Origin of the sequence: Pseudoalteromonas luteoviolacea NCIMB 1944 (genome assembly GCF_001625565.1) — a bacterium.
GTDB lineage: Bacteria > Pseudomonadota > Gammaproteobacteria > Enterobacterales > Alteromonadaceae > Pseudoalteromonas > Pseudoalteromonas luteoviolacea_F.
The window spans coordinates 284,653-305,930 of the sequence record NZ_AUXS01000016.1 but is presented as its reverse complement, the minus strand read 5'-3'; the positions used below and the strand labels follow the sequence as shown (position 1 = coordinate 305,930).

Genomic DNA, 21,278 nt, shown 5'->3' with positions numbered 1-21,278 from the left:
TTGGAGAAATCGTATGAAAAAACTGGTTGTTATTACCGGAGCAAGTTCGGGTATCGGAGAGGCTATAGCGAGGCGTTTTAGTGCAGCTGGTTACCCACTTTTACTCGTTGCTAGACGTATTGAGAAATTGGTCGCGCTCGACCTACCAAATTGTTTATGTGAACAAGTCGATGTAACGGATAGACAGGCATTTGAAAAAGCGATCGCAAAAGCAGAGGCCCAATATGGCCCTGTCGAGTGCCTTATTAACAATGCTGGCGTCATGTTACTTGGGCAAATTGATACTCAAGAGCGCAGTGAATGGACGAAGATGTTTGATGTTAATGTATTGGCTTTGTTAGGGGGCATGCAAGCTGTGCTTGAGCCTATGAAATCAAGACAAAGTGGGACGATAATTAACGTTAGCTCAATTGCTGGAAAGAAAACATTTCCTAATCATGCGGCGTACTGTGGTACTAAGTTTGCGGTGTCTGCTATCAGTGAAAATGTACGCGAAGAAGTTGCAGAGTTTGGTGTTAGGGTGACAAGTATCTGTCCAGGCGCGGTGGAAACAGAGTTATTAAGTCATACAACTTCAACAGAGATTAAAACCGGTTATGAAGACTGGAAACAGACCATGGGCGGAGCGTTAATCGCGGATGACATCGCCAGAGCTGCACTGTTTATTCAAGAGCAGCCACAATACGTGTGCATTCGAGAGCTTGCAATTGCTGCAACACGTCAGCAACCTTAGCACAGAGAACAAAAGCAACACCGGCATTGAGCTCTTCATGGCAGAGTAATTCACTCTGCCATGGCTGTTGCGCAAGAACTGGTGATTAAGCAGCTCAACACAGTGGGCACTTATGTGAAATAGCCTGAATAACTCCGGCCTTTGTTGTGTAATTAAGTAACCTCATATTTGGCAGCAATGTCCAACTTACTATTCTGTATTTTCTTTGCATGCACTGAATCAACGGAATGCTTTCTCGCCTCAATCATGAATTTGAATATTTGTTTTTACATTTTTGCAACCTTGGGTTAGCATTTTCGCGGGCCGAAAATTTATGAAGTTGAAGGTATATCTAATTTATACATAGAAGTTTGGGCGGTGACTTGTGTCGCTGGAAATGCTCGTTAAAAGCAAACATTGGGAAATTACTTTAGGAGACAGAGCTAAGCCGTCTGCTTTTAGCCTGATGATAGCTTCCAATACAGACGTATTAGATTCTTAAGTCTGAAACAGTTTTTCAAAAAGGAGTATGAAAATGACAGATAATTTACTGAGCCTATTAAATAACAGGCAAAAACTCACCAAAGCACAGCTGGACCAATTTGTACTCGTTCAATGGCAGCAGGGGAAGCACTTTGATCGCTTGCCTTTAAAGGCATTGCCAGACTATAAAAAATTCGACGCTTTTCCTTGGGAAAAAATTGATTGCATGTTGACTAAAATTGTTAAACAACAAGAGGATGGGCTTTCATTCGGCTTTGATATGTTTCCGCCAAAATCAGCGGCCAAAGGGGATATGCATGTTCACCCGTTAAGTAGCCGTTTGATCACTGTGTTGGAGGGCTATGGTACAGCCATTGTGCAAACTTATAAGGGAAAAATGGCAAAAAAAGAAGTGGGGCCAGGTGACGTGATATTGTTTCCACATGCGACGCCACACTGTTTTTGGGGGGCAGAAGATGCCCCCATGGTAGTTGAAGTAATGCTCGGACCCTATGTGCCCTTTGAACATCCACTGCATACTGTGTGCCCTAAAAAAGCGAAAGTCATCGCACAAGATTATCCGGATCTATTTAAACCCTGCCATGTCGATGAATTGGAGCAAGTCGCCAATAGAGTTGTGGCGCTGCAAGCGCAAGGGCTTGTGGAGTTAAGTGAACATAAAGTGATGGAATGGGGAGATGAGTTTATTGATGCATTGGGGGGCTATGAAACACCAGAGCGTGTTTGTGATATTTAACTTTAGGTTGGGTGAATCACCTCAAACGTTTAGCCGACTGGGTGCCTTTGGACGTTATGAACAGGTTTAGCGTGGGTTTACTTGCCTTTTTAAAATCATAATATTGTTCACAAAATCGCATTGGCTGCGTTATTGGTATTAATAAAGCGCAGCGTATATTGCGTTTTCCAATAAAAACAGCGGTATTATTAAATAAGATTACCTAAATGTAGGTGATGCAGCGAAGCCGTTATAACGCATTGCGCGTTAAGCGACGGCGCTGTATTGCTGCCTAAATACGACTAAAAACCTCAAAATAACGCACTTTTACTGATACGGAACGCTTAAAACTCAGTGATGATTACCAACGATTTCGGCTGTACATACCGCGCCAGTATATAAGCAATAATGTTGATAGTTGGTACTTACAGCCTCCTTTGTGCACGCTAAAAAATAAATATTTGCAGCGCTATTTATTAATGGCAATGATGTGTAGATGTATATGATCCGATGGCAGTTGGCATACAAACAGACTAATTAACTATCCGGTATTTATAGGGCGCATTCAAAGAAAGAAATTGTTTTGTTGTTTCTAGCTTCCAGCCTATTAGACCAGATAGAGAGTGATTTCCAAATCTAACCAAGATGAATTTTGGTTGAAAGCAGATTTTAAAGAACCGAGTAAATAAGGGATTAAGCATCTTCTTTATAAGGTGGCTCAATCCTTTTTACATGCAAGTAGTAGTAAAACTATGTAAGTGGCACCATCAATATTAAGGATCTTTATTATGATGAAACCAAAAATCACAGCTTCAGAAGATATTAAGGAAGCAACAAAGTTGGGAACCTATGAGCGTCTTCGTCCGGGGGGCGCGTCGGCCAAAGTGGCTGCAAAAGTTGAAGGTACGATTAAGCAAGAGGAGTTGAAACTGGCATTATATGATGCAAAAGGTAACCAATCTAAAACCAAGGGCGACGTCTCGGTGCTCGGTGATGTTAAATTAAGCAAAGAAATAGAAATCACCGTTAGTCCAAAACAGCAAACCAAACTGGGTGAAGAGCTGATGGTAAAATCTGAGAATAAAGAAATCGATGATTCACCAATCACCAATCATTTTGCGATTGCCTCGTACCCACAAAACTGGGATCTTCCCAGCGCGAAAAATAGTCTTGTCGATGATGATGAGGCCATTATGGAAGTCTCTGATGCCTATGAGAGCGATGGCGTGCCAAACGACTATAGTTGGTTGGATGAGGTAATGATCTCAGAGCAAGTGCAGGGGGGCGCGCCTGTTGGTCCGTTAACAGTTGGCCCGGGAGAAAACTCAGACTATCTGGATGGCGACTCACCAGGGAGTGATTCTCACACGCGCATCTCGTATGGTTCTATCGACAAGAATAAGCTAAAACCGGACAAAGACGGCACCCGTTATGATGGCCATATCACACAAACCTGTATCTTTAAATGTGGTCGTACCGATGTGAAAGATAAGGTAGTCCCCAACTCAGGTTACGAGCTGACAGACTCACTAGAGCGGGTGAAGGGGCGCTGGAAGTTCTGGTTTACGAAGATTGGTAAAAGTGTCACCGCCAACGGCTATCACTCTGGGGCAGGAAAGGGCAATCATACTTCTGATGCTTATGAGGTCGTAACGACAACTCCTGATTTGACCTTCAAAAAGTGGGTATAACTCGTACTAGAAAATGGCTTTTCAGTTTTGTATTAAAAAACGACTGCTCATTTTATTGACGATATCTCAAGACTGTTCATGTAGATATCCAAATTAAATGACGTAATCTCAATCATTTGAAGGGGCCGAGCGGCCTGCGTCATCAGTAACCGTGTTTTGAAGCCGGATAAGCTCTTAATTTTACAGTGTTCGAATATGAGCTGGTGTTTTACAACATGATCAACCTTGTTGACGGTGACTTATCTAGCTGTATAACACGTCAATCATATTTCCACCGAGATGACACAAGTGAGAATTCAAATCAGTGGACCCACAATTTGATTGTGTTATAGAACAAGCTCTTCGCCCCCTTTTTTAAATTTAAATCTCTAACTTAATTATTTTAAATCACAAATTAGCTTTGTGCTGCGTGTGAGTCAGTCTATATGCTCAGAGGTTGACGGCTTACTGCGGTTGTTTTTGCCCAGCACAAATGCGCTTTTCAATTCATAAACAAAACTAAGGATGCGTTATGCTGAATGCAGATCAAAGTGAGCAGCCAAAGAAGGAGACAGGTGTCATTGTTGAAATGATAGCGCCTGCTGAAAAAGGCTTGCACACAGATCGGAAACTAATAAACAGTGTCGTTGCAAAACACAGTGGCTTAAAACCGAGTTTGAAAAATAGAATTTTCTACGCCATTGGCTTTAACAAAAGAGAAGGAAATGCTGATGGGGAACCTGATTTAAACCAAGGGGCAGTTAAAAAGGGCAGTACAAAAATAAATGGTATCAAATACAAGTATGACAAAGTTAAAAAGCGAGATTATGAAAAAAAGTCAGATGACACCTTTGGTTACATTGAAAACTTCTTGCGTTGGGGATCTGCGACTTGGATTTGGGCAAATTTAAATTCATCAGATCTCGCGAGAAAGCAAAATAAAATAGGGCGGCCAATAAGAACTAACTTCCCTTTTCGCGCGTGGCGAGAGCTTGCTCATACAACCGCTTTAGGGCACTGGGGTGCAAACAAGTGGCTTGCGGGAGATGAGCGACGAGACTTGATATACAAAACTGCGGATGATGATCAAGACTGGTCGGAGTCTGAAATAGAGAATGGTCTTGACGCTGCTGCTAAAGCAATTGGTGATTCAAAAGGGGCCAAAAGTATTGTGTCTGATACGCTCAATATGCCTTTAGTTCTTACAACGCCTTACCACTGGAGCTCGACAGGGGCGAGCGATCTACAAGAGTCTGAAGATTATAAATACCAAACCTTTTTAGATGAACTTAACGGCTATGAAGTTGATAAAAGAAAAGAACTATATGATAAACATCCACTAAAAATTTATTATCCAGAGCCGACAACTTACTTTACTCGGGCAGCTGCTGATATTCACCCTTCTAAAGGAGATAGTGTGCTCGAAGGCGCGGCTAAAATTACCAGTATAGTTGAAACCGTTGTGCAAACAGCGACTGACGACACCACGAAGGATGGCACGAACGCGACCGATGTGTCAGTTACCAAATGGAAAAAAATGTTTAAGTTTTTGCATGACCAAAAACTCACTTCCGCTCCGGGCGACAGGGCCAAATCGTTAGTTGATTTGTATACAGCTGTTAAAGGGCTGGAAAATCCTGCACGAAAAGGAGCGATTGAAACAGGAATGGGGACCTCTATAGATCAAAGTGCTTTTGAAGATGGGTATGAGGACAACGTGTATAAGTGGAACACTCAAAAAAAATAGTAACCTGTAAGTAGTTAAGCTTCATGCTTTTTCATATTTAAATTAGTTTATTTTTACCTTGATTGGATAAGATAATTGCACCATGATTTTTAGTTTATAGTTAATCTAGCCTTTTTTATTTGTCATGAAAGCGACATGAGCGCCATTGGTTTTTTAGCGTGGAACCTCATTTTTCTGGGTTTTTCACGTTTAAAGAAAAATTGATTATAATGTTGTTATGTATTTTAATTATTTTAATTTTTTGGTGTTGTGTTTGTTTGGTTGCTTGTGGCTAGTTTAAAAATTATATATTAAATTTATATGGCTGGAGTTAATTTGAAGGTTTTTTAAATAATAAGGAGTCAGAAAGTGATGCAAAGTCAAAAAGGACCGATTAAACCAGCAACAGGAATTACGGGTAATCAGATTAAGCCACAAAACAAAGAGTCAGAAATGGTTCTAATGCAAAAAGGACCAAGTAAACCAACAACTGATATTACGGGTTCTCAAGTAATCGCACAAAACAAAGAGTCTGAAGAACAAATTACACCATTGCAAATTGAAGCGTTAACAGAGTTGGAGAAGGAAAGTGTCAATAAATACAATAATGCAATTTGGGCCGCTAGAAATTTGGATTCCATACGTAAAACAGGGAGGTTTACGGAGCTGGGAATAGAAAAAAGCCGAATTAAACAGTTTTTCGAATCGGGATGGGCAGAGAGAAAATCATTAGAAACAGCAATTGCTAAAACAAGGATGAATTTATATAAAATGCCATGGAAGTTCAAACATGACTTTGTAACAAAAACAAACGATCGCTTGCAAAAATTAGGAGAATATATAAGTGCTAAACGACAAGTAGACAATATACGTAATTTGCCATTGTATTTGCGGGAAGTAAACAGAGAAATGGATGGCAATCAAGCTTCAAAACAACTTGGCGAAGAGAGTTTTTTGAATATTAATGACAATCCACTAGAGGTGGTGGATAAATTAGAGTCTTTAAAAGATCTAAAAGAAGCCGCAATGAAACTACCAGCTGAAGAGATTCTAGTGACTTACTACGTTGTTGAAGATGGAGTGCAAGACTATATTAATATGGAGAAACGGATAAGGCAAAAACGAGCTGCAAAGAAAAACAACAAGTAAATGGCTTATATTGCATTTTTACTCCTTGTTTTCATATTGAAGGTATAAAAATCTCTGTTTTAAATTTGTGTGGTTAAATGGTTCTTGTGGTTTGCTTTTGGCTGGTCTGTTTATTTAAATTAATTCGCTTTAGCAATTAGTCACGCATGTGAATGTGTTGATGCTGATAGAGTTATTACTCCTTTTTTATGATGTGTTAAATGAACGCAAAAGGTGGTATCTGCTGCTATGCTAGTAGTGCCATTGAATAAAAAACGGGCCAGAGGAGGGCGTATGATGTTGAAATCTTTCTTTGCCATACTGGTTGTTTTTTTCTCTGCAGGCTGCTTTAGCAAGAGTATTTTAGTCGCCGGTTCGGTCATAAATCAAACCCCACCAAGTCAACATATTGAAAACGCTAGAGTGGTCCTGTTCGCCAAAGGAGAGCGTATCGAAGCGGAGTATTTTGCGTCGGACGGTACATTCAGTAAACGGCTACCGCCAGATGAATTTGCTAAGGAGCATATTACTTTGTTTGTCGAACATACTGACTTTGTGCAGGTTGACCCAGAGCGCGATAAGATAAGAACAGGCTTTAGTGGCAAAACAGAACACCACATCAATGTTAGGACAAAGGAGCACCTAGCAGATACTCTAGTGCTTTCTGCAAAAAAGTCTGCCTTAACAGGCGATTATATTAAGGCATTGGATCAGCTGGATTCTGCAAGTGCCATCTATCAAAGCTTTGACATCTACTCTTACAAAGTAAGGCTGATTGGCGATGCGTTAAAGACCCAAAATACACTGCCAATCAGACATATGGATCTGACCACTGATGGCGACTTTTTGAATTATACAGAAGGCCTCAGTGATCGTGAGAGATATAAGCTATTTTTACAACTCGGCCACGTATATACAAATGTACCAGATCCTGAAAAAGAGATTGACGCGACAACTTCCTATTTTGATGTGGCGGTGTCGGCTTATGCCGTTGCTAAAAAGGCAAATCCAGCAAACGCGAGGCCCTATCAGGGTGAATACAAGTTGTATCAAAAGACGGGCAACCATTTTGACGCGGCTATGGTGATCCAAAGCTATTTTGACAATAACGCGGTAATAAAAAAGGGATCAACAATACGTACTTTTTTAGGGGATTGGTTAACGAGCTTTGAAAAAGTGACAGGGTTTCCTTATACCTCACGGGAGGATATAGCAAAAGACACTTTGTACTATGACATGGCTAAAAAGTTACTAGTGACGATACAGCAGTACGAATCGATTTTTAAGCATGATAATAAACCTAGCTCGAAACGGATACGTGACGCAACAACTCTACTCAAAAACATCGTAGAAAGGAGGTAAATATGTCTAATTGGCACATTAGCGTTTTGGTTGTTGTGGCTTCCATATTGGCGGTCATGGTGATCCTTCCCGTCGCAATTGTGACCGTGAAATACCCTGAAAATGAGCTGCCAGAAGTACTGGTTAATTGGGGTGGTGTCATTTTAGGGTTTTTCTTTGGTACATTGACGACTGCGCTTACGAGTAAAATAGAGAGAAAGTCTAGCGACCCCAATGCTGAAAACTAATCAACGGTGTTTTGGGGGAAGTTAGATTTCACTGTTAAGACGTTGAAATAAGCTGGTGTAGCAAGATTGCTAAGCTTTGCAATATTTCCAGCTTATTTCTATCTCTATCTCTATCTCTAACTCAATTGCATCGACTAACTCTTGTATTTAATTGAGCAGCCATACGGTTTAGTAATTTTCTTGTTGATGGCTTTACCTGCCAATAAGTTGGTTAGGCTACTGACAACATAGTTTGTCGCTTTTGGTATGTCTGCGGGGTTTGCCGATTTTATGCTGTCAATGGCACCCGCGTAACTCAATTTACCCTCAGGGGTAATGATGTACATATGGGGCGTCGTTTTGGCTTTGTAAAGACGACCAACTGTCCCCGACTCATCGAATAACACATGAGATGGAGATGCATTTCGACTTTTGGTTAGGCTATTGGCTTTGTCGGCATCAACGTGCCCCTGTTTACCTTTTGCAGAGGAAATGACTGACAGCCAAACCACATCCTGTTGCGTGTACTTGCGTTGCAGCGACTGCATATTGTCGCTACCGTAATGCTTTTTGACATAGGGGCAAAGGTGGTTTGTCCACTCCAGTACCACATATTTACCTTTGAAATCTGATAAATTCACCGTTTTTCCATAAGAATCTTGCAGTGTAAAATCAGGTGCCATAGCGTCTATTTTTGCTGCTGCCATGCTCATGGCTGGGGCAAAAAAGAGTGTAATTAAAAACCATTTAATTAAACGTTGCATTGTTAATTTCCCTCCTAGCTTCATAGATAGCATCGATTACTATCTCAGGTGTTAAAACTTGAGGCAAAATCTGTTTACTGTGGTTTCCTGCATACACAACATACAAGGGGACACCAGATCGTTGATATTGCGTCAAATAGTTTAAAATAGTTGAATTCTTGTTGGTCCAATCTCCGACTAGATAGTCGACGTCCTCTTCTTCAAAGAGTGCTTTTAGCGCTTTATCTTTAAAGGCGACTTGTTCATTTACCTTACAAGTAATACACCAGTCGGCGGTCATATTCACTACCACAACATGATTTTCATTACGTAGATGCGTGAGTTTTTGTTCATTAAATTGGCCAGAACTGAGTTGCTGACTATCGCTAGTAATTTGTGTGCCTTTAATGCTTGAAAGTACTGCCATACCGACTGCCATGAGCACGAGAATATAGCTAAAAGGGCGATTCATTTTACTCGATAGCCAGATAAAGAGTGCAAATAGTAATAGCCCAGACAATAACCACAATTGGCCTAGGCTGCCGGTTTGAGATAAAAATATCCAAACCAACCACACCACAGTCGCAAGCATAGGAAAGCCAAGGAAATGTTTAAAGGTTTCCATCCATATTCCGGGCTTTGGCAATACCTTTGCAAAGTGTGGCGACATAGGTAGTAGTGTCATAGGAAGCGCAAAACCAACTGCCAAGGCAGTAAAAACTAGCCAGGTTTCAAATGCAGGGCTAAGCATGGCAACACCTAGTGCCGTCGCCATAAATGGTGCTGTACATGGGGAAGCAACGATAACCGCAAGTACACCAGTAAAAAACTGACTGAAGAAAGAGCTGCCTTGTGTCAATGAATGTCCAATTCCTGACATGTTTGCGCTTTGTGGCACTAAGTCCCACAATATCATTGCGATGAAAGTGAACAAAAAGGCCAGTGCAGCAATCAGCAAGGGCTCTTGTAGGTGAAACCCCCAGCCAATGGCACTGCCGGCCGCCTTCAGTGAAACGACTACCGCAGCAAATAGCCAAAAGCTGATAATGACCCCTAGTGGATACCCCCAGTGACTTTTACGCTCTGTCGAACTCAGCGCTATGACTTTCATCGACAATACAGGCAGTACACAAGGCATGATATTGAGGATTAAACCTCCAAGAAATGCGAAAGCTAAAATAACCCAAAGCGGTTTCGTTGAAGCGTTATCGGTGCGACTAAAGTCGGGTGAATTGGGCAAGGCATGGACATAGTACCCAGACTCGGTGTCGCTAATTAAAAACTTCAGTGAGTCGGGTTGTGACGAAAAATAATCAGATAATGGTAACATTAGTTGGGCCGCATCTTGTGATTGTGTCCAAACTTGCACAGCATTGTGCTGGATCACATCGCCTCTAAATGGAAATATCTGCCAGTTAGATTGATACGGCAATGCCATTTGCACAGCTATATGGCTTTCGCTTAGCTCAAATTGAGCCTCAATGAATGACTTGTTCGCCAAACGCAGGCGAGTTTGCTCAAATAGGGTTTGGTGCTCGGAATAGACGATAGCTTGCCCTGTTGGCACGATTGGTAAATTTAGTTCTAACTTAGCCCACCCTGGTATACAGTCCTCTTTGCAGACTAGCCAAGACAAGTCGGCCTTGATGGTTACATGGGTAAGGGTCTCGTCTTTAAGCGTTATTGGCACCATTAGTAAGGTATTGCCTTCGTAGCCATAGTTCACTAAATGCGCTACCTCTATTGCTTTAGGGATTGGCCATTGAATATCTCCAAACTCTAGCGCATCACTGTGCCAGTCAATTTTAGGGGCTTCTCCGGAATCACCCGGATTTAGCCAGTAGGTATGCCAACCTTGTTCCGGATTCAGTTTGATGCCTATCCAATGGATTTTCCCTATGCTGAGTTGACTGGTTTCGGATACCAGCGAAACTTCAATATGTGGCCCTGTGGCTGAATTCTGTGCAAATCCTCCACATGAAAATACCAACAGAAAAATAAAGAAAAGTTTAACCATGCAAGTATCTGTTCCGAAAATGTCTTTTATTATTGTAGTCTCAAAACTCAATAATTTAGTTCATAAAACACCCAACTTAATAAGCCTACTATGTACTTACGTGGCATGAAATGATTTGCGACTAACGTGCATTTGTAGGTCGTTTGGTACTCAATAGGTTTATAACACCTCGAATATTCAGATTTAGTAAGGGGCCAATTGATTATTGTGACAGCTTGTGAAGAGAAATGGTGAGTTACTTGATATTCATTTTCACTGTCGCTGATGGCAATGTGGACTGTGTGTACTTGTGCAGGTTTATCGCATAATTGTCGCTAAAAGTATATTTTTCTTATTTGCTTTATTTTTAGGTGTTAACAACTTTTCATAGGAGTCGATATGATTGATTTTATCTGGGACATGTTTCAGCATAGGCAAATTGGTAAAGTGCAAGATGGGCTCCGCAATAACCTTGAGAAAGATAAGTATCAAGACGGAAAGATAACTTCCAATGAAGCCCGCCTTCGGGAGCTAGAGCGCCGCCATGAACAGCTTAAGCTTGTGACGATGGCCATGTGGACTTTGCTCAAAGATCATTCCGGTTTAACGGAGGGCGATCTCAAAAAATACGTCGACAAAGTGGATTTGATGGACGGAAAGGCTGACGGGCGTGTCAATACAAAAGAGCAGAGCGACTGCAATGACTGTGGTAGAACGATCCTTACCACATCGTTAGCCTGTCCATACTGTGGTGGAGGTTTAAAACGCAAAAGTGCTTTTTCTAGAGTGTGATCTTGTTTTTGAAAATAGATAAAGCGGATCCTCAATTTAGTTAAAAGTGTTTGATTCTTTAATTGGGGTTGGAGTAACAAACTAACCCTAAATAACTTCCTTAATATGTGCCAACATATTTCGTCATGCTAACTGGCGACAATAAAGCCAGTGCAAACTCCCACTCCGGTGATGACACTATATAAAAACTAGGTCCATTGGCTCATGTTTATTGCAAGTGTGAGCCTATAAAAATATGAGGTGAAAATAAAAACATGGAACATAGAATATGTGTTGGGGCTTTTGTGGTTCAAGATGACAAACTGTTGATGGTCAATCATAAAAGAGCGGGCCGATATAACTTTTGGGTGTCTCCTGGAGGAGGTGTCAAAGGAGTCGAGTCTTTAGAAGAGGCCGTGATCCGCGAGGTAAAAGAAGAAACAGGACTCGATGTATCTGTCAATAAGCTTATGTATATCGAACAAATGCATTTCCCAAAAGAACGTTCAGTAAAATTTTGGTATCACTGTGAACTCACTGGCGGTACTTTAGACTGCACTGCGCAAGAAGCAACCATAGAATACATTGTGGATGCTACCTTTATGGATAGGGAAACCCTGGAGGTAAACGAAGTATATCCCCCTATGCTCAAAGAAGATTTTTGGGAAAAAGTGAAACAACCAAGTGTTCAACCTAAAGTGATTGAGCTCAGGGAACTGATAAACTACTGAGTGAAGTGTAGTGACTATACACCTTTTAAAAGACTTTACTCAAAGGCCTAGAGCGTGTTCACGCTGTAGGCTTATTTGCTAGGTCATCGCTGTTATTGCAGATTTTTAACATTCCCTTTCTATCGCGAGTACATTCTGTGTTCGCACCTCTAGGTTAATTGCTCTGATCCAGCTAAGCGAAGTGGCATATTTTTGCTCGCAAAGAGTCGTAATTGAGCAGAGTAACTAGGTCAATTGACGCCTAACTTTTTATGATGAGTGATTTAAGTACCTCAATGGCGGGGAAAGTTGTAAAATGGCGACACAATGATGAGTGGGTCGTCTAAAGCTTGGCTGACGTCCATTCTTAGGTAATTTTAGCCAAGCCTAATACGCCGTTGATTTTGGCGTTAAGTGTACTGAAACATGATTAAACTGATAGAAAACACGCCGTGGTGGTTCTTAATACTTTTATATGTAACTACATTGATCATTGGTACTTTTATTGGGGCGCCTTTGCTGGCTTACGCTTACGATATATCAATGAGCATAGAAGTACAGCGACTGTTTGTTTTAATGGCGCTCATGAGAGTACATTTCTTACTGCCTCTTATGATAGCGGCAACTATTGGTCTCACGTATGTGAGAGGGAAAAAGAATAAATCTCTCACATACGCATTTATAGCAGCTTGTGTTGTTGTTATTCCAAGTATTTTTTATGGTATGCAAGCGTCTGATATTTATGACTTTGCAGCCGTTTAAAAAATCTTTGGCGCTGTCGCGCTTGCCAATAGGCAAGCGTGTGCAACAGATTGGTGGACTGCAAAACAGCATACTATGTAACAGATAACCTACTTCGCCTTGCTTTTTTGCAGGCTGTTCTCTCATTTATCCAGCATTAGAAAACTTGAGTGATGGCAAGTATTAAATTGCCACTGAGTGCGACTCTTGTTCGATCAGGTGTGAGCCATTTTTTCAAAGCGAGTGTAAATATGGAAAGTTTAAAGACAGTTGAAATCAAGTCATTTGTTCCCGCGAAGGACTTTGAGTGCTCCAAGCGTTTCTATCAGACTATTGGGTTTGAAATGGCCTCCGAGTTTGAAGGGGTTGCTTATTTTAGGCACGGTGCTTGTGCTTTTTTGCTCCAAGACTTTTACGAGCCGGATCATTGCCAAAACGCCATGATGCACCTGTTGGTGGAAGATGCAATGAGTTGGCACAAACATTTATTAAATGCACAGGTGAGCGATGAGTTTAATGTTAAGGTGACTGAAGTTGTAGAGCAACCATGGGGAATGCTTGAATTTTGTTTGACTGATCCCAGTGGAGTTTTGTGGCGAATAGCACAGAATATGTAACTCATATTGCTCATATAGGAAAACATAATGATTATAAAAATAATTTTATTGCTTGCTTTACTGAGAGTATTGGCAATCACCGAAAAACCAATTTTATGTGCAGGGATATATTCCTCAGTGGTTTTAGTGTTTGGCTTGATGAGCGGTGCCAGTTTTTCGTATGTTTTAGTCGGTACTTTAATATCGTTTGGCTTATCTTTTTTGTATTTTTGGTTTTTAAATAGATTTAATCATGGCCCGTTGTACTTTGTGATCTTAGTGCTTGGATTGGCGATTGGGTTAGTTTAAATAAAATTTTTAGTCGGATTGGTGCCTATATTATTTTATAGCAAGATAAGAATTAACAATGCATATTGTGAAACTTCTAACACTCATTTCATTTGTTATTATCACGACTTGTATCTATTTTTTTATGAGGCCTGTATGGGTTCCTATGTTTCATAAAGTGGTTGGAAAACGCACAACAGCAGATGTCGTTGACCTATATGGTAAGACTTCAAAAGATAGGTTATTGCCTTTTTTCAGAGCCGCAGACGTTCAATTTCCACCTGAAAAGGTCACCTTGCTCGCGATTAAAGATTCAAATCTACTTGAACTGTGGGCTGAAAATGGTGAAGTGCAAACCTTTATACGTTCTTACCCAGTGCTGGCTGCCAGTGGTGTGTTAGGTCCCAAGCTAAGGGAGGGGGATAAGCAAGTTCCAGAAGGGATCTACCAGTTAGAGTATTTAAATCCAAATAGCGCATTCCATCTGTCCATGAAACTAAACTACCCAAATGATTTTGATTTAAAGCATGCCAAAGAAGAGGGGAGAACTGAACCGGGAACCAATATTTTCATTCACGGCAAGGCCTTTTCAATAGGGTGTTTAGCGATGGGCGATGAAGTTGCAGAAGAACTTTTTGTTTTAACGACGCTCGTGGGCAAAGCGAATGTCAACGTCGCGATTGCGCCGTCGGATCCAAGAATGAATGATATTTCAAAGTTAGCGACAGACAAACCGCAATGGGTGAAGACCTTGTATTTAGACATTTCAACCTATTTTGAGAGGTTTAGACATGATAACTAACTTGCTAGTCATTGTCGGACTATGTGTTGTGATTGCTGAGTTTGGCGGCATGAACACATCTAGCTGTGCAGCTGCTGACAGTGTGGTCGTATTATTCGACGCAGTTCATTAGGAACTTAATAGAAATAGGGTGCTTGGCAGTATGCAATCATTTAGGCTTTGGCAGGCAGTGTGCTTTTGTTTTGTTCCAATTGCCTGTCTTTATCAGTTGTGTTGGGGGATTTATTTTTCTAAAGTTCCTTCGCAATTTTGGGTCTCAGGTGCGTTCAATCAAGCTTTGTTGCTTAAACATTCCGGCGAAATAGCCTTGTATATGTTGATGTTATGGTGTGTGGTCACAAAAACGGTGGCCAACACTAAGCTTGGTAAGCTGTTGATATGTATTTTGCTTGTGAGTGTGAGTATGTATACCTTGGTGCTTTTAATAAATGTGTGTATTTTTAACATATTGTAGCAACATTGCGGTAGGTTGAGTCCCGTTATGTGGTGAGAACAGTATGGTCGGCAGCGCGTGCCAACGCAAAAATGCAAACTTTTTAACCTAAAGTTAAATAAAAACCCTTGTTTTAGTGTATAAAGTTAAAAGATTAGCTGCGCTTTGGACTTAAACATTTCACATGACGTCTGCTCAATATAGCAACGAAACACCAGAACAGAAGCCTTCCTTGGCTAAACTCAACTATGCGCCACGTATAATTGGCTGCGTCCTGATGGCAATTATGCTCATTGGCGCACTGTACAATGACCTTAACTTCATCACTGTTTGTTTTATTTTCCTAAATTGCGCAATGTGGCCTCATGTAGCGCGCCTACACAGCAAACTTTTCTCTGATAAAAATAACCATGAATACATTAACTTACATTTAGATGCACTGTTTTATGGGATTTGGTGCGCTGTGGTTGGGTTTCAGGTTTGGGTGGTGTTTGCGTTGTTAATCGTTAATTCGTTAAATAGCCTTATCTTAGGTGGTGTGAAAAGGTACTACAGTTGTACTGCCGTATTGGCTTTGGGTTGTGTATCTGGTGGGGTATGGTTCGGTTTCGAGTTTGTTGAACAGTCTCCGCTTATCACGCAGGTTGTGGCTGCTGCAAGTGTCTATTTATATTGTTGTAATGTCGGTTTTTTCAATCGAAAATACTCCGGGCAGCTAAAGCGCTCTCGAGACAAAATGCGACAGCAAAATGAAGAACTTAGAGAGGCAAAAATAAAGGCAGAACAAGCTTCTAAAGCAAAGAGTGAATTCTTAGCAAATATGAGCCATGAGATACGTACACCGATGAATGGTATTTTAGGTGCACTACAGATTTTTGAGAAAGGAAATCTCGATGAGGAATCAAAAAGTTTAATGTCAAAAGCTGTATATTCTGCGCAATCTTTACTTACGGTTATTAACGATATTTTGGACTTTTCAAAAATTGAAGCGCATAAATTAACGCTTGAAGTCGCACCTTTTTCAATGTCAGACACTGTTGAGTCTGTCGTATCAGATTTAAAAGTTGAAGCAGATAAAAAGTCTATATCACTCCATGCGAGTTATGATCTGGGGTCATCTGATGGCCGCTTGGGGGATTCTGTCAGAGTACGGCAGATCCTACTTAATTTGGTATCAAATGCCGTTAAGTTTACAGACTCAGGCGGAATTAAAATTGAACTGCATGCCATTCAATACCAAGGAGAGTCGGCGCTACATATCGCAGTAATCGACACTGGAATTGGTATGGATAAAAACGCCCAGCAGTCGATATTTGATCGATTCCAGCAAGCTGACTCGTCGACTACACGCAAGTATGGAGGCACAGGGTTAGGCCTCGCCATTACGGCGAGCTTAGTTCGCTTAATGGGTGGCACAATAAACCTTAAAAGCGAACAAGGCAAAGGCACTACGATTGACGTTATCTTGCCACTGGCACAAGCTGAGCTATCGGATCCAGATAAAGAGGGAGGAGAAGACCAGTTACCGAATTTTGCGGCTTTGAAAATTCTAATCGCTGAAGACAATGAAATAAACCAAATTGTGATTAGCAAGATGCTAGAGAAAACTGGTGCCACCATGGATGTCGTTGAGAATGGCAAACTCGCGGTAGAAGCTTTTAATCAGTCCAGCTACGACATAGTTTTAATGGACATACAGATGCCAGAAATGGATGGTATAGAGGCATTTATGCTAATTCAAAAAGTCAATCCAAACATTCCAGTGATTGCACTCACCGCAAATGTGATGTCGCAAGACATTGCGCACTATAAAAGTCTTGGCTTTGCAGCCCATATTGGTAAGCCGGTAGCTATGCACGCGATGTACCGCACCATTAACCAATCAGTAAAGCAAAATACGCGTAACCAGGAACAAGGGGATGATTCCTCTCATAACCCATGCTAATTGTTCCTCCTCGTTTAACATGGGATATCCATAGTAATAGATAAAGCAAAGTCCAGTTTAGTTGTAAGTGCTTACTTTTACTTTTATCTAGGGATAGTGGTGAGCTAGTATTTTTTTGTCTCTATATGACTTTTAATTGCCAGATATTTAGTGCGTCCAATTGGCAATTGTGTGTTATCGCGTAACTGCGCAAAATAACGCCCACCAGATTCTACCAGTAAGCGTGCTACCTGATTGATGTTGACGACATATGAACGGTGGATCCGCTCAAATTGCTCAGGTAAAAGCAGTTGAATTTTTTCAATACTTTTGCTGTGCAAATAGATCTCTTCGCTGTTTATCAGATGAATTTCACTGTAGTGGCCATCCGCTTTGAGCCAAGCAATATTGGCGACTTCTATTAACTCAATCGCAGCGTGCTTTTTTACGCTTAAGTAGCGGCAACCATAGTGGCTTCGCAAGGTGTTGTCAGTGAGTTTTGCGAGGGCCTTAGCTAGTCTGTGTTCTTCCAAAGGCTTAGCAATAAAATCCAGAACGCCATACTCAAATGCCTCGATAGCTTTATCAGAATACGCAGAAATCACAATGGTATGAAAAGCCTTAGCCAGTTGATTTTGAAGTAAAGAAAAGCCATTTTGGCCCTGTAAGTTAAGGTCGAGCAGTAATAGATCTACTTCGTTATCTGCAAGATAGTCTTCAGCTTCAGATAAGGTTAAAAATTGCCCTAAGTGAGTGAGTTTTTTTCCTAAAATATTGCGTGTAAAACGCGCAATCCTTTGTTGTAATAGAGGTTCATCTTCTACTATAACGACTCTCATAAAACGCTCCTCTATGTAAAATTAGGTCTAATTTGGTATTCGTATCGAGTTACCCAATGGTCAGCGACTTGGCAACTTTCTAGCTGCCAATCAGACTCGCAAACTTGTGCCATTTTAGCGCGAATATATGCATCGCCAATCCCCATTCCCTGATGTTGAGTGGCGACATCGATTGGGGTTGTAAGTTCTAAAATGATGCGGCTTTTACTGGCACTAATTGAAAGCTGAATAGGTTTATCTGACATGATACGGTTATGGGTAAAGCAGTTTTCAATTTGACTGTGAATAATGGCCGTCGGTACTAGAATGTGAGCAGGGCATTGAGAGGCGCTGTCGGGTACTGACTGTGTAACTAATTGATAGTTTTGCTGGTAACGCACTGACATTATTTTGAGATGACTGTGACATAGGCGCAACTCTTCCTCTAGTGTGACGACTTCTTTTTCGCTTACTTTTACCAGAGCACGAAATTCTTCAGCTAGTTGCTGCACAAATTCGTTAGCTTGTGCTGGTGCAAAGTCGATGAGTTCCTGAACCTGCATTAAGCAGTTCATAAGGTAATGTGGTTGCAGGTTTCTGCGCAGTAGCTCGCCCTTTATTTTACCTGCTTCCAAAGCCAAATTTCGCTGTTTAATAAGTTGATTTAAAAGTGATACGCCAATTGAAGCCAGCACTAAGGTAATACTGAATGCAAAGCCAAACTCTAAAAATAGCCGAGGTGCTAAAATGAACCCCAATATAGAAACGGCGCAGATCAGCAAAGCTGTGATACTGCCTGCCTTGCCGTGCCTCAGAGTAATAACGTTGATTGCACCAACAAAAAGCAGTGAGGCGCAGAAGAGCCATGCACTGCGAGCGTCAAAGCTGGTTGTAGAATACGCCACTGCAAGCAGCGTTAAAGCAAGCGCGCCGAGCCAGAGAGGTTTGTGAGAGGCATTGTGTTGAGCAAGGTAGTAACTCGGCAGCAGGGAGGTCACTACCAGGGTCAATGCAAACACAATATGCATTCGCAGGAGGTGTACGTCATAGTAATAATTTACCCAGAGCTTCCATTGCTCAGCAACAAGCAGAGCAAGCGTAAAAACACACAACAATGCAAATATGAGGTGACTAGCTTGATTACTATAGCGCAGGTACACAGTAAGAAAGATCACAAATAGCAATGATAGGCCACCGATTAACAGTGCCGTGATACTACTGGCAACAATAATTGTTTGGTAAAACGATTGTTGGTCGATAATTGCAAGTGCATAGGCGATTGCTGAAAATGCATCTGCAGTGTGAAAACTAGATAACTCAATGCTTATCAAATGCTCACCGGGGACCAGTGTTTTATAGTCTAATTGGGTCAAGCTGCTAATAGCACCGACTTGTTCATAGGTTTTAGAGCTGCCTGGTACACCATTTTTACCAATAAGCTCACCATTTAAATAGATCTCATAGGCTGCGAGCGCTAAAAACAAAAGTGTTGGATTTGGCGGTAACTGTTCCTTGTCAATAGTGAGTGTGCCTCTAATGCAAAGGTGTTGTTGGGCTTGAATATTGGGAAATTGAAAAGTTTGCCAATGACGATCATCTAATTCTTTGCTGTGACAACCTTGCCCTAAACTTTCCGAGAAAGGCGCCTGCCGAAGGTTACTTAGCCCTTGAAGCTCTGAGCTGGCGAATGATTTGTGAGCCAAAGCTGCAACGAGCAGGCACATAAAAATCAATCCATTTCTAATTTCGTTTCTAATCACAGTGAACACCGTTCCCTAACATATTGGACATTGTAAACCATCTTTCAGTGCATTAAATGCGTTTAATGCAACTCAGGTGCAGTTGGTGAGTTTGAACAATTATTTTGAATTCAATTTTGGATAATTGGCTCAAATCTTTTATGAGGAGAGCTGAAATGAAAAAAGGGGTGCTTTGGTTAGTGTCGACATTGGGTGTAATGAGTTTGTGGGCGGCACTGAACTTCTATGCCACAACACAGGGCTGGTTTATCGAAAAAATCGCAGCTCAGGGCGATACACAAGAGTTTGTAACCAACATTAAAACAGAGGTCGATAAAGGCTTTAGAGGCAATGTGGCGATGCTGATGATGGAACAAGGGGAGGTTATTGCAACTCATCATGTATCGAAGGGCGAATTAGTGAATACTGATTCAGTATTTGGTGTTGCATCACTGGGAAAATGGGTTGCTGCTGTGGCCGCTATGCAGCTGGCAGAGCAGGGGAAGTTGGATCTGGATGCCCCGGTTTCTAATTACTTAACGCGCTGGCAATTGCCGCCTAGCGAGTTTGACAATGATGGAGTCACAGTAAGAAGGCTATTGAGTCACACTGCGGGCATTACCGATGGTTTAGGTCACGATGGTTTCCCTGTCGGTACGCCGGTTCAGCCATTGGTCGAACATTTGACCTTGGCAGCTGACCGCGAACCGGATAAATCGGGAAAAGTTGCAGTGGGCATGCAGCCGGGTACTAGATGGCAGTATTCGGGTGGTAGCTACAACTTACTTCAGCTGTTAATTGAAGAGATTTCTGGGCAGGGTTTTGCACAATATATGCGACAAGCCATTTTTTTGCCTTTGGGCATGACAAATACTGGATATAGTGTAGATAGAAGCGCACCCCAAACGGCTCAGTATTTTGGCGAGAATCAAACATTGCTGGTTTATCCAAACTATACGTCTTTAGCTGCAACGGGGTTGTATAGCACCACGTCAGACCTTGCCAAGTTTGTACGTTCGCAAATTCCTACATCCGCCTTAAATACACCAGGAAAACGAATACTGACCGATCAGAGTCTGTTGGCAATGCGCCAGCCAATTGGCCAATCGGGCGGACTTGAGATCTGGGGAGCGGGAGTCATGTTATATGCAGATAATAATCATGGCAGTTTTGTATTGGGACATGGCGGCCGCTCCCCAATGCTCAACGCAACGGCGCGCATGAACCCCAAAACTGGTAACGCCTTCATTATGTTTCAAACCGGCAACAAGCGGGCATTTGCATCTAACATGGCAACTAAGTGGACAAACTGGGAAGCGGGAACGCCGGATATGTTTCAGCTGCGTTTTATGTTGCTTGATATGTTTAATCTTATTGCAATTGGCTGTGGTGTGATTTTGTTATTGAGTGCCCTTGGTTTTATGTACTCTAGGAAGAGAGTATCAAAGTAAGAGAATAAAGGGGCAGTGCAGCCCTTTTATATTATTTAGGTTAACACTCGTTATGAATTTTTATTATTAGGCTTATTAATTATTTAATTTTCATTGTTTCTAAAATGGATCCATTAACACTTGTTTTTATATTTGGTATAGTTTCTTTTTTTATCGAATATGGAATAGTAGTTAAATGTATCAGTTGTTAACTATAATAAATACCAAAGGATATGGTTGGCTAATAAATAGAGGTCGGCAATT

The 21,278-nt window shown here is 41.4% G+C and carries 20 protein-coding genes; 16 read left to right on the top strand and 4 right to left on the bottom strand.

Annotated elements, in window-relative coordinates; genetic code table 11:
• The first annotated feature begins 13 nt into the window (after positions 1 to 13).
• From N483_RS06150 to N483_RS06120, 7 genes are all read left to right on the top strand, one after another.
• The gene (locus N483_RS06150; protein WP_023401926.1) at positions 14 to 733 is read left to right on the top strand and encodes an SDR family oxidoreductase; all 720 of its coding nucleotides are present in this window, start codon (positions 14 to 16) and stop codon (positions 731 to 733) included.
• Positions 734 to 1,247: 514 nt separating this feature from the next.
• Positions 1,248 to 1,952 (top strand): cupin domain-containing protein, encoded by a 705-nt coding sequence (locus N483_RS06145; protein ID WP_023401927.1) that lies wholly within the window; start codon positions 1,248 to 1,250, stop codon positions 1,950 to 1,952.
• A gap of 767 nt (positions 1,953 to 2,719) precedes the next feature.
• Positions 2,720 to 3,622, top strand: a complete 903-nt coding sequence (locus N483_RS06140; RefSeq protein ID WP_023401928.1) for a hypothetical protein — start codon at positions 2,720 to 2,722, stop codon at positions 3,620 to 3,622.
• A gap of 511 nt (positions 3,623 to 4,133) precedes the next feature.
• Entirely contained in the window at positions 4,134 to 5,348 is a 1,215-nt protein-coding gene (locus N483_RS06135; RefSeq protein ID WP_023401929.1) for a hypothetical protein, read from the top strand.
• Positions 5,349 to 5,696: 348 nt separating this feature from the next.
• Positions 5,697 to 6,476, top strand: a complete 780-nt coding sequence (locus N483_RS06130; protein ID WP_155250824.1) for a hypothetical protein — start codon at positions 5,697 to 5,699, stop codon at positions 6,474 to 6,476.
• A gap of 273 nt (positions 6,477 to 6,749) precedes the next feature.
• A complete protein-coding gene (locus N483_RS06125; RefSeq protein ID WP_023401931.1) occupies positions 6,750 to 7,817 on the top strand; it encodes a hypothetical protein in 1,068 nt (355 codons plus the stop codon).
• A gap of 2 nt (positions 7,818 to 7,819) precedes the next feature.
• Entirely contained in the window at positions 7,820 to 8,044 is a 225-nt protein-coding gene (locus N483_RS06120) for a hypothetical protein (protein ID WP_023401932.1), read from the top strand.
• A gap of 134 nt (positions 8,045 to 8,178) precedes the next feature.
• On the opposite strand, the gene N483_RS06115 is transcribed toward N483_RS06120, so the two are convergent.
• A complete protein-coding gene (locus tag N483_RS06115) occupies positions 8,179 to 8,787 on the bottom strand; it encodes a redoxin domain-containing protein (protein ID WP_023401933.1) in 609 nt (202 codons plus the stop codon).
• A complete protein-coding gene (locus tag N483_RS06110) occupies positions 8,771 to 10,783 on the bottom strand; it encodes a protein-disulfide reductase DsbD family protein (protein WP_023401934.1) in 2,013 nt (670 codons plus the stop codon). The genes N483_RS06115 and N483_RS06110 overlap by 17 nt, the downstream gene beginning before the upstream one ends.
• A 378-nt stretch (positions 10,784 to 11,161) precedes the next feature.
• On the opposite strand from N483_RS06110, the gene N483_RS06105 reads away from it, so the two are divergent.
• From N483_RS06105 to N483_RS06070, 8 genes are all read left to right on the top strand, one after another.
• The gene (locus tag N483_RS06105) at positions 11,162 to 11,554 is read left to right on the top strand and encodes a hypothetical protein (protein WP_023401935.1); all 393 of its coding nucleotides are present in this window, start codon (positions 11,162 to 11,164) and stop codon (positions 11,552 to 11,554) included.
• Positions 11,555 to 11,808: 254 nt separating this feature from the next.
• Positions 11,809 to 12,264, top strand: a complete 456-nt coding sequence (locus N483_RS06100) for an NUDIX domain-containing protein (RefSeq protein ID WP_023401936.1) — start codon at positions 11,809 to 11,811, stop codon at positions 12,262 to 12,264.
• Positions 12,265 to 12,669: 405 nt separating this feature from the next.
• The gene (locus N483_RS06095) at positions 12,670 to 13,005 is read left to right on the top strand and encodes a hypothetical protein (RefSeq protein WP_023401937.1); all 336 of its coding nucleotides are present in this window, start codon (positions 12,670 to 12,672) and stop codon (positions 13,003 to 13,005) included.
• Between the two features lie 230 nt (positions 13,006 to 13,235).
• On the top strand, positions 13,236 to 13,601 hold the full coding sequence (locus N483_RS06090) for a VOC family protein (protein WP_023401938.1): 366 nt from the start codon (positions 13,236 to 13,238) through the stop codon (positions 13,599 to 13,601).
• Positions 13,602 to 13,628: 27 nt separating this feature from the next.
• Positions 13,629 to 13,889, top strand: coding sequence for a hypothetical protein (locus N483_RS06085; RefSeq protein ID WP_023401939.1), 261 nt, complete (start codon positions 13,629 to 13,631; stop codon positions 13,887 to 13,889).
• 145 nt (positions 13,890 to 14,034) lie between these two features.
• Entirely contained in the window at positions 14,035 to 14,670 is a 636-nt protein-coding gene (locus N483_RS06080) for a L,D-transpeptidase family protein (RefSeq protein WP_231105425.1), read from the top strand.
• Complete coding sequence (locus N483_RS27600) at positions 14,660 to 14,782, top strand: hypothetical protein (RefSeq protein WP_023401941.1); 123 nt, start codon at positions 14,660 to 14,662, stop codon at positions 14,780 to 14,782. Before N483_RS06080 ends, N483_RS27600 begins: the two co-directional genes overlap by 11 nt.
• Before the next feature lie 505 nt (positions 14,783 to 15,287).
• Positions 15,288 to 17,048, top strand: coding sequence for an ATP-binding protein (locus N483_RS06070; protein ID WP_023401942.1), 1,761 nt, complete (start codon positions 15,288 to 15,290; stop codon positions 17,046 to 17,048).
• Positions 17,049 to 17,152: 104 nt separating this feature from the next.
• Here N483_RS06070 and N483_RS06065 read toward each other — a convergent pair whose 3' ends face one another.
• Positions 17,153 to 17,866 (bottom strand): LytR/AlgR family response regulator transcription factor, encoded by a 714-nt coding sequence (locus N483_RS06065; RefSeq protein ID WP_023401943.1) that lies wholly within the window; start codon positions 17,864 to 17,866, stop codon positions 17,153 to 17,155.
• Positions 17,867 to 17,877: 11 nt separating this feature from the next.
• Positions 17,878 to 19,605: a histidine kinase gene (locus N483_RS06060; protein WP_155250825.1), complete on the bottom strand. Its 1,728-nt coding sequence runs from the start codon at positions 19,603 to 19,605 to the stop codon at positions 17,878 to 17,880.
• Positions 19,606 to 19,760: 155 nt separating this feature from the next.
• Here N483_RS06060 and N483_RS06055 point away from each other — a divergent pair, with 155 nt between their 5' ends.
• Positions 19,761 to 21,035, top strand: coding sequence for a serine hydrolase domain-containing protein (locus N483_RS06055; RefSeq protein WP_023401945.1), 1,275 nt, complete (start codon positions 19,761 to 19,763; stop codon positions 21,033 to 21,035).
• The last annotated feature ends 243 nt before the right edge of the window (positions 21,036 to 21,278 follow it).